Source organism: Burkholderia sp. WSM2232 (assembly GCF_000472545.1).
GTDB lineage: Bacteria > Pseudomonadota > Gammaproteobacteria > Burkholderiales > Burkholderiaceae > Paraburkholderia.
On the sequence record NZ_AWZV01000021.1, the window covers coordinates 90,801 to 103,988 of the forward strand.

The 13,188-nt window shown below is 64.9% G+C and carries 9 protein-coding genes; 3 read left to right on the forward strand and 6 right to left on the reverse strand.

Features of this window, described 5'->3' with window-relative positions:
- Positions 1–22: 22 nt before the first annotated feature.
- The 3 genes from F757_RS0120070 to F757_RS35325 are packed head-to-tail and all read right to left on the reverse strand — an operon-like array spanning position 23 to position 1,150.
- Positions 23–742: a hypothetical protein gene (locus F757_RS0120070; RefSeq protein ID WP_027212956.1), complete on the reverse strand. Its 720-nt coding sequence runs from the start codon at positions 740–742 to the stop codon at positions 23–25.
- Between the two features lie 3 nt (positions 743–745).
- A complete protein-coding gene (locus F757_RS33885) occupies positions 746–913 on the reverse strand; it encodes a DUF6726 family protein (RefSeq protein ID WP_332258136.1) in 168 nt (55 codons plus the stop codon).
- 45 nt (positions 914–958) lie between these two features.
- Entirely contained in the window at positions 959–1,150 is a 192-nt protein-coding gene (locus tag F757_RS35325; RefSeq protein WP_084530978.1) for a hypothetical protein, read from the reverse strand.
- A 437-nt stretch (positions 1,151–1,587) separates the two neighbouring features.
- On the opposite strand from F757_RS35325, the gene F757_RS0120085 reads away from it, so the two are divergent.
- The gene (locus F757_RS0120085; RefSeq protein WP_027212957.1) at positions 1,588–2,328 is read left to right on the forward strand and encodes a response regulator; all 741 of its coding nucleotides are present in this window, start codon (positions 1,588–1,590) and stop codon (positions 2,326–2,328) included.
- Complete coding sequence (locus F757_RS0120090) at positions 2,325–3,749, forward strand: ATP-binding protein (RefSeq protein ID WP_027212958.1); 1,425 nt, start codon at positions 2,325–2,327, stop codon at positions 3,747–3,749. Before F757_RS0120085 ends, F757_RS0120090 begins: the two co-directional genes overlap by 4 nt.
- A gap of 218 nt (positions 3,750–3,967) precedes the next feature.
- Here the strand turns inward: F757_RS0120090 and F757_RS0120095 are convergent, their stop codons facing one another.
- The gene (locus F757_RS0120095; protein ID WP_035467227.1) at positions 3,968–4,933 is read right to left on the reverse strand and encodes a tyrosine-protein phosphatase; all 966 of its coding nucleotides are present in this window, start codon (positions 4,931–4,933) and stop codon (positions 3,968–3,970) included.
- A gap of 399 nt (positions 4,934–5,332) precedes the next feature.
- On the opposite strand from F757_RS0120095, the gene F757_RS0120100 reads away from it, so the two are divergent.
- Positions 5,333–6,613, forward strand: a complete 1,281-nt coding sequence (locus F757_RS0120100) for a D-amino acid dehydrogenase (protein ID WP_269660351.1) — start codon at positions 5,333–5,335, stop codon at positions 6,611–6,613.
- Positions 6,614–6,787: 174 nt separating this feature from the next.
- On the opposite strand, the gene F757_RS0120105 is transcribed toward F757_RS0120100, so the two are convergent.
- Both F757_RS0120105 and F757_RS0120110 read right to left on the reverse strand, forming a co-directional pair.
- A complete protein-coding gene (locus F757_RS0120105) occupies positions 6,788–8,257 on the reverse strand; it encodes a glutamate synthase subunit beta (protein ID WP_027212961.1) in 1,470 nt (489 codons plus the stop codon).
- 106 nt (positions 8,258–8,363) lie between these two features.
- Positions 8,364–13,067, reverse strand: coding sequence for a glutamate synthase-related protein (locus tag F757_RS0120110; protein ID WP_027212962.1), 4,704 nt, complete (start codon positions 13,065–13,067; stop codon positions 8,364–8,366).
- Positions 13,068–13,188: the final 121 nt, after the last annotated feature.

Sequence of the window (13,188 nt, forward strand, 5' to 3'; positions counted from 1 at the left end):
GCCGCATGAGCCGCGGCGCACATCAACCGGCTTCCGCATCGCTCGCCTGCCACTGCCTCACGACAGACTTGACCCACGCGTCCGAGCCCTTCAACAGGTACGTGAGCGTGCCGTTGCGCGTTCCGGGCAGGAAACACAGCGTGATGGAGCTGACCGCGTTCTCCCACACGTACACGGGCAGCGCGCCTGGCGACGACACGTTCTGCGTCGCGTGGCGCGGCGGGCCGTAGCGCTCCATCAGCGCATCGCGCAGATCCTCGGCGGTGACTTCGTCGATCACGAAGGACATCTCGTAGAGGCGCAGCGCGCTTTGACCATCGCTCTCAGCTCCCATGCGCGCGAAGCGCAGCACGTGCTCGGCCGCCGGGGCGCCGTCGACCACCGCTTGCGAAAGCGCCCAACCCTTATCGCCGCGATGCGCCCAGTGGCACGCGACCGTCAGGCTCTCATGCGACTTCAGCCGCATGCCGAGCGCGCCCGCCTGCACGTCCGTCTCGCAGATCGGCACGCTGCCGAGCGGCGTCGCCCGCACCTTTGAACCGGCACGAAACTCGTCGAGCGTGATGCCAAGCGCGATGCCGCGGAACGCGAACGGCGTGTCCTGCGCGCGCCGTCGCGCGTCGGCCAACGTGTCTTTCGAAGCGGGCGGCGCGGCCGTCCCGCCCGCTTCGCGCGCGGCCACGGTGAGCGGGAACATGCAGCACAGCAGCGCCAGCGCGCAGGCAATCCGTTTGGCTGTCATGATTCAGTCAATAGCTGATGAACACATGTCGAACGGGGTGGCCGCCGCATGACCGACCACCGGGATGATTTTCAACGTGGCCGACGTGAGCCGGCATGGCAGCGCGGCCACGGCGCAGCCGTCGAGCGGCACGAGCGCCGCGCCGAGCGCGAGCCACGCAGCGGCGCGTATCAGGCGCCTGGATAGTTTCGGAGTCGACACACGAACCTCGGTACGTCAGGCGGTGGTGTTGACGTGATGACCCACGAGGCCCGCAGGCAGCGACGGCTGCTGTTGGGTCGCGGAGCCTTTGGCTTGCGTGGTGCTGGCGGAATTCGCAGCGCTGCCTGTAGACGCCGGCTTTTCCGCGGGCCTGGCTGGCGCGATCGACGAAAAGTGGGTGGAATTGAGCTTGCCTGGAACGGTCATGATGAGCCTCGCATAGTGCTGGGTTGGCTGGATGTCGGCCGCGCGCCGCGCGGGCTGCACGACTGCATGGCGGCTCGGGGCTCCGCCGGCTTGCGGCGCGACATATCGCAGGACGAATCATCCCGCTGCCGCAGCCTCGCCGATGCACGAAGAAAAGCGCGCTTTCCGGCGGTTCTTACGACTGGTTTCAAGGGGTTCCCAGCGGTTGCCGCTGCACCGGAATTGTTTCCGCCACACCGGCCCGAAGCGATGCGAATGCGCTTTGGCAGCGGGCTGCGCGCTGTCAGACCGCGCCCTGCCGAAATATGCCGTGAGCCTTGGGCGACGGGCTTCAGGCGCTCATCTGCCGGGTCCGCGTGGAAGCGGCAGCGCAACACGTAAGCGTTGGTAAGAAAACTGTCGGCCGCGCGTTGGGCGCGTCGGTCTAGAATTTCGCCATGAATCCACAGGTCCTTATCGTCGACGACGATCCGGTCGTACGCGATCTGCTTTGCAAGTTCTTGCAGTCGAACGGCTTCGACGCTTCGGTGCTGCACGACGGCACCCATCTCCAGCGACGGCTCGAGCGCGAACGGCCGTCGGTCGTCGTGCTCGACATCATGATGCCGAACACCGACGGCCTACGGGCGCTCACCGCGTTGCGCGCCGCCGGCGACGACATTCCAGTGATCTTCGTGACGGCGCGCGGCACGGTGGCCGACCGCATCGTCGGGCTCTCGCTCGGGGCGGACGACTATCTGACCAAGCCCTTCGATCCGCGGGAACTGCTCGCGCGCATCCACACGGTGCTGCGCCGCCGTGGCCCGCCCACCACGAGCGCGCCGGAAGCCCGCAAGCCGTACAGGTTCGGTCCGTTTGAACTGGACTTCGCCACGCGCTCGCTGTCGCGTGCGGACGCGAAGCTGCCGTTGCGCGACAGCGAGTTCGCACTACTGAAAATCTTCGTCAACAACCCGTACAAGGTGTTGTCGCGCGTGCTGATTCACGACCTCGTGCACCGCGACAACCTTGCCTTTCGCGACCGCAGCCTGGACGTGCCGATCTGGCGTCTGCGCCGCGTGATCGAGGACGACCCGTCCAATCCGCGCTACGTGCAGACGGTGCGCGGCAAGGGCTACGTGTTCGTGCCCGACGCCGACGGCACACCGTTTGCCGACGGGGCCGCCCCTGACGCATGAGAAACCCGCTCAACACGCTATTCGGCCGAATGGCGTTGCTTTCCACAGCGGTGCTCCTCGCGATTCAGGCGGGTTGGTTCGTGCTCATTGTCATGCAGCCGCCGCGTCATGAGATCGACGGCTTCGCGCGCGGCGTCGTGCTGGCCTTGCAGGCCGTCAACGGCGAGCCGATCAAGGGCGCGGCGCTCGCTCCCGCCATGCGCGTGCATCTCGTTCCGACCTGGAACATGCCGCCGAGCGTTCACCTGCGTGAACCGACGGACCATCTGGTCGTTCAGTTGACCCGGCATCTGCGCGAGACGCTGCCGCCAGGCACCCAGATCGCCGTCGACGATCTGCGGCCGCCGCAACTGTGGGTGCTGTTTCCGGGCAAGTCGAACTGGGTGGTGCTGCCGGTGCACCTGCCGCCGCCGCCGCGTTTTCTGATCGAAGCCATTTCGATGCTGGTCGCGGCACTCATTCTGTCGCTGTTCGCGGTGTGGCAAATGCAGCGCCCGCTCTCGCGCGTCGCCGACGCCGCGCGCGCCTTCGGTTCGGGCGGACGGCCCGAGCCTGTGACGGTGCAAGGCCCGCGTGAATTGCGCGATCTGATCGGCTCGTTCAACGACATGATGCGACGCCTGAACGAAGCCGGCGACGACCAGGCGGTCATGCTGGCCGGCGTCGCGCATGACCTGAAAGCGCCGCTCACCCGGCTGAAGCTGCGTGCAAGCGTGCTGGTGGCGGAAAGCGAGCGGGCCGGGCTGATCCGCGATGTGGATTCCCTCACCAACATCGTCCAGCAGTTTCTGGAATTCGCCGGTCAATCCGCCGACGCGGGGCCGCCCGTGGTAGTCGACGAATTCTTGCGCGAGCAGTTTTCCGACAGCGGCAAGGACAGCGATAGCGATAGCGCTAAGGAGAGCGCGCACGCCAGCAACAGCGACAAGACCGAAGACCCCGACAGCGACAGCGCGAACAGCGCGAGCGCCACCCCAGACGACGGCGCCCGCGACAACCCCGACGAAGCCCGCCTGTTCAGACTCGATCTACGTGCCGGCCCGTCTTTCACGCTGCCACGCACGCTGCTTGACCGGCTCGTGACCAACCTCGTCGAAAACGCGCTCGAGCACGGCGCGCCGCCTGTCGAAATCTCCACCGCGCGACGCGGCGGGCGCTGGCTCATCAGCGTGCGCGACCACGGCGGCGGTATTCCGGACGACCGCATTGCCGCCGCGATGAAACCCTTCGTGAGGCTCGATGCCGCGCGCGGCGGCGAAGGCCATTGCGGGCTGGGTCTCGCGATCGTCGCGCGGCTCGCGCACGATCGCGGTGGCTCTTGCCACGTGCGCAATCATGCGAAAGGTGGTCTGGAAGTATGTGTCGAGTTGCCGGTTGTGCCGGTGCCGGTGCCGGCGCTGGCGGCAGCGGCGTCGGCGTGACGTGCGGGCCAGACCGCAACGGGACGGCGCGGCGCCTGTGCTTACGTCGCCTTACCGGATCGGGTGTCGGATGGCGGCGGGCCTTATAGTTGGCCCTGGCAACCTCGATGCCGCCCTTCTCAGTCCGCCCGCTCATCCGGGGCGGATTTTTTTTGCCCGCGTTTGACCGACGGCTCGTGCAGAGGTCTCTTGACTGCGTTTTTTTGCGGGCGTGTGTGTTACACGCCGCTGCGCTCCGTGGTTGAAACCACGAGCCTGCTGCGCAAGCTGTCGATAGTCGAATCGGAAACGCCAAGGCCCTCGGTGAGGTAGCGCGTCATCGTCCCGTAGCTTGCCTGCACCTGATCGAAGCCGGCCTGCAGAAAACTCTCCCGAACGCCGAGCAAAGGCTCGTGAATCGCGGCGAGCGCGTCGCCGTCCTGCGCACGCAACGTTTCCTTCATCGACCTGATGGCCTGCGCGCGGTAGACGTTGCTGAGCAGATAGTCCTGCATGATCACGTCGAGCGGCACGTTCGCAATGCTCTGCAGAAGCGCCGCGACCCAGCCGGCTCGATCCTTACCCGCGGTCGAATGGAACAGTTGCGCGCCGGTGCCGTCCACGAGTTCGCGCAAGAGAGCGCCGAAGCCGGCCCGCTGCGCGGCGCCGGTCACGTAGCCGCGCGCCTGCGATTCCATGAACGCGGCCGCGTCCGCCTCCGAGTTGAAAGCCGGTGGGACAAAGTCGCGCACGCCCAATACATTTAGCGCCTGCGAAACCGCGCCGCGCGGCAGGACGTCCAACGTCCGCTCGATCTCGCCCGGCGTGCGCAAATCGAAGACGCCGACAATGCCGAGCCTTTCCATCGCGGTCTGGTCGACCACACTGAGCGTCAACACATTCGAGCGGAAAAAGGCGCCGCGGCGCATCGTCTTGCCGTCGACAGTCGGATAGCCGGCAGCAGTGCCCGCGACGTCGCGAAAATTGTCCACCGATGCGAGCCGCGGGGTCTCGCCCTGCCCGTCGTCCAGACTGCCGCCGCATGCGCTGAGCAGCGTGCTGCTCATGCCGGACGCAAGCAGCGCGCTGGCCGAGCGCTTCAGGAAAAACCGTCGCGACGGGCTCGCGGCAAGCGGGTGCGCGGGCGTGGCCGTGGGCACAACATAGCGGCGACGTGGCGGGCAGGTTTTGGCGGTGGTGGGCATCAGGCGATTCGACGTAGCAGGCGCAAGCCTGAGTAGATAAGTGCAGCCGTGACGCTGCGGGCGCAGTTTAACGTTTCCATTAATTCTTCTGGTTACGGCGTATTAGTTCGTAAGCAAATGTTTGCACGTTGCCTTCTCTGTCGGGCGCGGGTTAACAGTATGCGGGTTGCAACAGCCCTTTTCTCTCTCTTATCTCCGGCTTACCGTTTGCTGCCAAACTTGACCCGATGTGGCCGCACGACCCGTAGTCCCCGTAGAATGGAAAACGGTCCCACGCGCCGCCGGCACATCAGTCCTGTCCACACTTTTGCATGAAACGCAGCGCAAGGTATTCGGCGGCATCGCCAGCCTCCCGCATCACATTGCGACCTGAGACCGCGACCCCACGTTGCCGCTGATTTGTCAGAAAAGCACATGAAAACGATTGTTCTCGGAGGCGGCGTGATCGGTGTCGCCACGGCCTTTTATCTGCGCCAGCAGGGCTGCCAGGTCACGCTGATCGAACGGGAGCCGGACGTGGCGCTTGGCACGAGCTTCGGCAACGCGGGGGTGATCGCGCCGAGCTATGTGACGCCGTGGGCCGCGCCCGGCATGCCGGGGAAGATTCTCAAACACGTGTTTCAGCAGGCTTCACCGCTTATTTTTCGCCCGACGCTGGACCCGGCTCAATGGCGCTGGATCGCGCAATGGCTGCGCGAATGCGAGCTCGAACGCTTTCGCGTCAACAAGCAGCGTATGCAGCGAATCGCCTACTACAGCCGCGAGTGCCTGCGCGAATTCCGCAGCCGCCATCCGTTCGATTACGGCCGCAGCCAGGGCTATCTGCAACTCTTTCGCAGCGAGTACGACGTTGAGCTCGCACAGCCGGCGCTCACGGTGCTGCGCGACGCGGGCATCGCGTATCGGGAAGTGAGCGCCGCGCAATGCGTGGACATCGAGCCGGGCCTGCGCTGGGCGCGTGCGACGCCCGTGTCGGGCGTCCATCTTCCCGACGACGAAGCCGGCGACTGCGCCCGCTTCACGCGCGAACTGCGCGCAATCTGCGAGCGCCACGGGGTACGCTTTTGCTTCGACACGCGCGTGACGTCGCTCGACGTGGAAGGCGGTGCGGTGCGCGGCGTGCGTGTCGAAAGCGAGCGCGGCACGCAGGTCGAGCCGGCCGACACCGTGGTGGTGGCGCTGGGCGTCGACAGCGCCGCGCTGCTGGCGCCGCTCGGCGTGAAGGTGCCGCTCTATCCGGTCAAAGGCTATTCGGCAACGCTGCCCATCATCGACGATGAAAAAGCCCCGCGCGCCGCACTCATGGACGAATCGCTAAAGACAGCCATTACGCGCTTCGGCGACAACCTGCGGGTAGCGGGCACGGCGGAGCTCGGCAACCGCGAAGCGACACTGCGCGAGCAGGCCTTGCAGACGCTGATGAAAGTGCTGGCCGACTGGTTTCCGCACGCGGCGACGCCCACGTCCGCGCACTTCTGGGTAGGCCGCCGGCCGATGACGCCGGACGGCGCGCCCTTGCTTGGACCGTCGGGCATCGGCAATCTGTGGCTCAATCTCGGCCACGGTTCGACCGGCTGGGCGATGTCGATGGGCTCGGCGCGCGTGGTCGCCGATCTGATCGCACAGCGCAAGCCCGAGATCGATCTCGAAGGGCTCACCCTCGCGCGTTACGGCAAGTGACAGCGCCGCCGCATAGCGACCCGCGCAAAAAAGCCGGGTCACCTTGTTGAGGTGCCCGGCTCTGTTTCTTACCGCTGCTTCTTACCGCTTTGACGGTGCCGCCCGATATCGCTCCGGACCGGCACCGTGTCGTCTCCACCTCTTCCTGCAAGCTCTGACCCGCAGCCGACGACGTTAGCGCGGCAACTCCGAATGGCCCATCAGGAACGCGTCCACCGAACGCGCGCACTGGCGGCCTTCGCGAATCGCCCACACGACGAGCGACTGGCCACGGCGCATATCGCCGGCGGTGAACACCTTGTCCACCGACGTGTAGTACGCCTTGTCGCCTTCCGTCGACGCGCGCACGTTGCCGCGCGCGTCCTTGTCGACGCCGAATGCTTCCAGTACCGGCGACACCGGCTGTGTGAAGCCCATGGCGAGCAGCACGAGGTCGGCCTTCATTTCGAATTCGGAGCCCGGCACTTCCTGCATCTTGCCGTCTTTCCATTCGACGCGCGCCGCGATCAGCTTCTCGACCTTGCCGTTCTTGCCTTCGAGGCGCTTGGTGGCGACCGCCCAATCGCGCGAGCAGCCTTCTTCATGCGACGACGACGTGCGCAGCTTGATCGGCCAGTACGGCCACACGAGCGGCTTGTTTTCTTCTTCGGGCGGCTGCGGCAGCAGTTCAAACTGCGTAACGCTTTTCGCGCCATGACGGTTGGACGTGCCCACGCAGTCCGAGCCGGTATCGCCGCCGCCGATCACCACCACGTGCTTGCCCTTCGCGAGCAACTGGTGCGGGACCTTGTCGCCGGCATTGACCTTGTTCTGCTGCGGCAGGAATTCCATCGCGTAATGGATGCCTTCCAGTTCGCGGCCCGGCACCGGCAGATCGCGCGGCGTTTCCGAACCGCCCGCAATCACCACCGCGTCGAAATCTTCCTTCAACTGCTCGGGCGAGACAGTTTCCTTCGCGGTGTTGCCGATATAGGGCGGCAGCGAATCAGCCTTGCCGACGAACACGTTGGCGCGGAACGTCACGCCTTCCGCTTCCATCTGGCGCATGCGGCGGTCGATCAGCCACTTCTCCAGCTTGAAGTCGGGAATACCGTAACGCAGCAGGCCGCCAATGCGGTCGTTCTTTTCGAATACCGTCACCTCGTGGCCCGCGCGCGCGAGCTGCTGCGCGACTGCGAGACCCGCCGGGCCCGACCCGACCACGGCAACCTTCTTGCCGGTCTTGTGCTTCGGCGGTTGCGGCGCAACCCAGCCTTCGGCCCAGGCTTTGTCGATGATCGCGTGCTCGATCGACTTGATGCCGACCGGGTCGTCATTGATGCCGAGCGTACACGCCGCTTCGCACGGCGCCGGGCAGATGCGGCCCGTGAACTCAGGGAAGTTGTTGGTGGAATGCAGCACTTCGATCGCGTTCTTCCAGTCCTGATGGAACACCAGGTCGTTGAAGTCCGGGATGATGTTGTTCACCGGGCAGCCGTTGTTGCAGAACGGAATGCCGCAGTCCATGCAACGCGCGCCTTGAATCTTCGCTTCGTCGTCGGTGAGGGCCGCGACGAATTCCTTGTAGTGCTTCACACGCGTGAGCGGAGCTTCGTACGCCTCGTGGCGGCGCTCGAACTCGAGAAAACCGGTTGCCTTGCCCATGTGGTTCTCTTCTCTATCTGTATCTAGGGGTGATCTGGACCCGCCGCGCATCGGATTGCCGAGCGGCGGCGGGTACGGCTAAGGGTGGCGGCGTCGTGCTGACTGCTCAGGCGGCGAGAACTTCCTTGTTCGCCTTCTTCGCGGCCATTTCGCCCAGCGCGCGCTTGTATTCGGTCGGGAACACCTTCACGAATTGACGGCGCGACGCGTCCCAGTTTTCGAGCAGCGCTTTCGCACGCGGCGAACCCGTGAACTGGAAGTGACGTTCGACGAGACCCTTGAGCAGTGCTTCGTCGGTGGTGCCGGTATGCCACAGGCCACGGTCGACGGTGCGTTCCTGTTCGGCCTGTTGCAGCACGGGCTCCAGTGCGACCATCGACTTGTTGCACTTGCCCGCGAACGTGTTGTCCGGGTCGTACACATACGCGACGCCGCCCGACATGCCCGCCGCGAAGTTGCGGCCGGTTTCGCCGAGCACGACCACCGTGCCGCCCGTCATATATTCGCAGCCGTGATCGCCTGTGCCTTCGACCACCGCCGTCGCGCCGGAGTTACGCACGCAGAAGCGCTCGCCTGCCACGCCGCGGAAGAACGACTCGCCTTCGATCGCGCCGTACATTACCGTGTTGCCGCAGATGATGTTCTCTTCCGACTTGCCGCGGAAATCGTTCGTGGGACGAATGATGATGCGCCCGCCCGAGAGGCCCTTGCCGACGTAGTCGTTGCCGTCGCCGACCAGATCCAGCGTGATGCCCTTCGCGAGGAACGCGCCGAAGCTCTGGCCCGCCGTGCCCTTCAACTGAATGTGGATAGTGTCGTCGGGCAGGCCGTCGTGGCCGTACTTCTTCGCAATCGTGCCGGACAGCATCGCGCCGACCGTACGATTGACGTTGCGCACCGGCTGGATGAACGAGACGTGCTCGCCCTTCTCGATAGCCGCCTTCGCCTTTTCGATCAACGTATGGTCGAGCGCGCGGTCCAGACCGTGGTCCTGCTCTTCCACGTGCTTGCGCGCCACTTCGGCCGGCACTTGCGGCTGATAGAACACGCGCGAGAAGTCGAGGCCCTTCGCCTTCCAGTGCTCCACGCCCTTCTTCATGTCGAGCAGTTCGGCGTGACCGATCAGGTCGTCGAACTTGCGGATGCCCAGTTGCGCCATGATTTCGCGCGCTTCTTCCGCGACAAAGAAGAAGAAGTTCACCACGTGCTCCGGCTGTCCCTTGAACTTGGCGCGCAGCACCGGGTCTTGCGTCGCGACGCCGACCGGGCACGTGTTCAGGTGGCACTTGCGCATCATGATGCAGCCTTCCACGACGAGCGGCGCCGTCGCGAAGCCGAACTCGTCCGCGCCGAGCAGCGCGCCGATCACCACGTCGCGGCCAGTCTTCATCTGACCGTCCGCCTGCACGCGGATACGGCCGCGCAACCGGTTGAGCACGAGCGTCTGCTGTGTTTCGGCGAGACCCAGTTCCCACGGCGTGCCGGCATGCTTGATCGACGACAGCGGCGACGCGCCGGTGCCGCCGTCATGGCCCGCGATTACCACGTGATCCGCCTTGGCCTTGGCCACACCAGCGGCAACCGTGCCGACGCCCGATTCCGACACGAGCTTCACCGACACGCTAGCCGACGGGTTGGCGTTCTTCAGGTCGTGAATCAGTTGCGCCAGGTCTTCAATCGAGTAGATGTCGTGGTGCGGCGGCGGCGAAATCAGACCGACGCCCGGCACCGAGTAACGCAGCTTGCCGATGTAGTCCGACACCTTGTGGCCCGGCAACTGACCGCCTTCGCCCGGCTTCGCGCCCTGCGCCATCTTGATCTGGATCTGGTCGGCCGAGGCGAGGTATTCCGCCGTCACGCCGAAGCGGCCGGACGCAACCTGCTTGATCTTAGAGCGCAGCGAATCGCCTTCCTTCAACGGAATGTCGACAATCACTTCGTCGCCGATCACGGACTTCATCGTGTCGCCGTTCTTGATCGGAATGCCGCGCAGTTCGTTGCGATAGCGGTTTTCGTCCTCGCCGCCTTCGCCGGTGTTCGACTTGCCGCCAATGCGGTTCATCGCGACAGCCAGCGTGGCGTGCGCTTCCGTGCTGATCGAGCCGAGCGACATTGCGCCGGTCGCGAAGCGCTTGACGATTTCCTTCGCCGGTTCCACTTCGTCGAGCGGAATCGCTTTGGCCGGGTCGAGCCTGAACTCGAACAGGCCGCGGAACGTCATGTGGCGCTTTGTCTGGTCGTTGATCAGATGCGCGTATTCCTTGTAGGTCTGATACGAGTTGCTGCGCGCCGAGTGTTGCAGCTTGGCGATTGCGTCCGGCGTCCACATGTGTTCTTCGCCGCGCACGCGGTAGGCGTACTCGCCGCCCGCGTCGAGCATGTTCGAGAGAATCGGGTTCTCGCCGAACGCGTCGCGGTGCAGACGGATCGCTTCTTCCGCCACGTCGAACAGACCAACGCCGCCCACCTTCGACGACGTGCCCTTGAAGTACTTCTGCACGAGGTCTTCCGCGAGGCCCACCGCTTCGAAAATCTGCGCGCCGGTGTACGACATGTAGGTCGAAATGCCCATCTTCGACATGACCTTCTGCAGGCCCTTGCCGACCGCCTTCGTGAAGTTGTAGACCGCCTTCTCCGCCGACAGGTCGCCCTTCAGGCCGGCCGCGAGCTGGCCGAGCGTTTCCATTGCCAGGTACGGATGCACGGCTTCCGCGCCGTAGCCCGCGAGCAGCGCGAAGTGGTGCGTCTCACGCGCGGAACCCGTTTCGACGACGAGACCCGTGCTCGTGCGCAAGCCCTGCTGCACGAGGTGCGTGTGAATGGCGGCGGTGGCGAGCAGCGCCGGAATTGCAACATTGTCGCGGTCGGTCTTGCGGTCCGACACGATCAGCATGTTGTAGCCGGACTTCACCGCGTCGACGGCTTCCGCGCACAGCGACGCAAGGCGCGCCTCGATGCCTTCCTTGCCCCAGGCGACCGGATAGCAGATGTTCAGTTCATACGAGCTGAACTTGCCGCCCGTGTACTGATCGATTGCGCGGATCTTCGCAATGTCCTTGAAGTCGAGCACAGGCTGCGACACTTCGAGACGCATCGGCGGGTTGATGTTGTTGGTGTCGAGCAGGTTCGGCTTCGGGCCGATGAACGACACCAGCGACATCACCATGTTTTCGCGGATCGGGTCGATCGGCGGGTTCGTGACCTGCGCGAACAACTGCTTGAAGTAGTGGTAGAGCGTCTTGTTCTTGTTGGACATGACCGCGAGCGGCGAGTCGTTGCCCATCGAGCCGACCGCCTCTTCGCCGGCTTGCGCCATCGGCGCCATCAGGAACTTGAGGTCTTCCTGCGTGTAGCCGAACGCCTGCTGACGATCCAGCAGAGCTGCGGCTTCGCGGCGCTCGGTCGCGACGTCTTCGGCCTTCGCCTCGATCTCGTCGAGCTTGATGCGCACGGCGTCGATCCAGCTCTTGTACGGCTTGGCGTTCGCGAGGTTGTCCTTCAGTTCCTTGTCGTCGATGATGCGGCCGTGTTCCATGTCGATCAGGAACATCTTGCCCGGCTGGAGACGCCACTTCTTGACGATCTTCGACTCCGGAATGGGCAGCGTGCCCGCTTCCGACGCCATGATGACGAGGTCGTCGTCCGTGACGATGTAGCGCGCCGGACGCAGGCCGTTACGGTCGAGCGTCGCGCCGATCTGCCGGCCGTCGGTGAAGGCGATGGCAGCGGGGCCGTCCCACGGCTCCATCATCGCGGCGTGGTATTCGTAGAACGCGCGGCGGTTGTCGTCCATCAGCGTGTGCTGTTCCCAGGCTTCCGGGATCATCATCATCATTGCGTGGACGAGCGGGTAGCCGGCCATCACCAGCAGTTCGAGACAGTTGTCGAACGAGGCAGTGTCCGATTGGCCCGGATAAATGAGCGGCCACAGCTTCGGCAGGTCGTCGCCGAGCACGTGCGAGGCGATCGCGCCGGTACGCGCGTTCAGCCAGTTCACGTTGCCCTTCACGGTGTTGATTTCGCCGTTGTGGGCGATCATCCGGTACGGGTGAGCCAGTTCCCATGCAGGGAACGTGTTGGTCGAGAAGCGCTGGTGCACGAGCGCGAGCGCGGAGACGGTGCGCTCGTCCTGCAGATCGCGGTAATACACGCCAACCTGGCCCGCCAGCAGCAGCCCCTTGTAGACCACGGTGCGCGCCGACATGGACGGCACGAAGTATTCCTTGCCGTGCTTCAGCTTGAGCGCCTGGATGCGGTGGCTCGCGGTCTTGCGGATCACGTACAGCTTCCGCTCGAGCGCGTCGGTCACCATGATGTCCTTACCGCGGCCAATGAAAATCTGCCGGATCAGTGGCTCGCTCGCCTTGACGGTGGGCGAGATCGGCATGGTGTGGTCGACCGGCACGTCGCGCCAGCCGAGCACGACCTGGCCTTCGGCCTTCACCGTGCGCTCGAGTTCCTGCTCGCAGGCGAGCCGCGACGCGTGTTCCTTCGGCAGGAACACCATGCCGACGCCGTATTCGCCGAACGGCGGCAGGGTCACGCCCTGCTTCGCCATTTCCTCGCGATAGAAACCGTCCGGAATCTGAATCAGGATGCCGGCGCCGTCGCCCATCAACGGATCGGCGCCGACGGCGCCCCGGTGGTCGAGGTTCTCGAGAATCTTCAGGCCCTGCTCGATGATCTCGTGGCTCTTCTTGCCCTTGATGTGAGCAACGAAGCCGACGCCGCAGGCGTCATGTTCGTTTTGCGGGTCGTACAACCCTTGCGCGGCGGGGACCGGGTGAGCCGGTTGCTGGTGATCGTTCATGGGGACACCGTCTGTGAGGGGCCGGACAGGCCGTTAAACCGTTTTTTGTTGCCGCACGTGCACACCCGCCACGGCGAAGGCGCTTTCCGATGCGCGAGCAGCGCATATCAAAAACGCCGGA

What these genes read in the sequence shown, in the direction of transcription:
- F757_RS0120090 (WP_027212958.1), top strand. Translation starts at nt 2,325, where the DNA reads ATGAGAAACCCGCTCAACACGCTATTCGGCCGAATGGCGTTGCTTTCC.
- F757_RS35325 (WP_084530978.1), bottom strand. Translation starts at nt 1,150, where the DNA reads ATGACCGTTCCAGGCAAGCTCAATTCCACCCACTTTTCGTCGATCGCG.
- F757_RS0120095 (WP_035467227.1), bottom strand. Translation starts at nt 4,933, where the DNA reads ATGCCCACCACCGCCAAAACCTGCCCGCCACGTCGCCGCTATGTTGTG.
- F757_RS0120105 (WP_027212961.1), bottom strand. Translation starts at nt 8,257, where the DNA reads ATGGGCAAGGCAACCGGTTTTCTCGAGTTCGAGCGCCGCCACGAGGCG.
- F757_RS0120085 (WP_027212957.1), top strand. Translation starts at nt 1,588, where the DNA reads ATGAATCCACAGGTCCTTATCGTCGACGACGATCCGGTCGTACGCGAT.
- F757_RS0120110 (WP_027212962.1), bottom strand. Translation starts at nt 13,067, where the DNA reads ATGAACGATCACCAGCAACCGGCTCACCCGGTCCCCGCCGCGCAAGGG.
- F757_RS0120070 (WP_027212956.1), bottom strand. Translation starts at nt 742, where the DNA reads ATGACAGCCAAACGGATTGCCTGCGCGCTGGCGCTGCTGTGCTGCATG.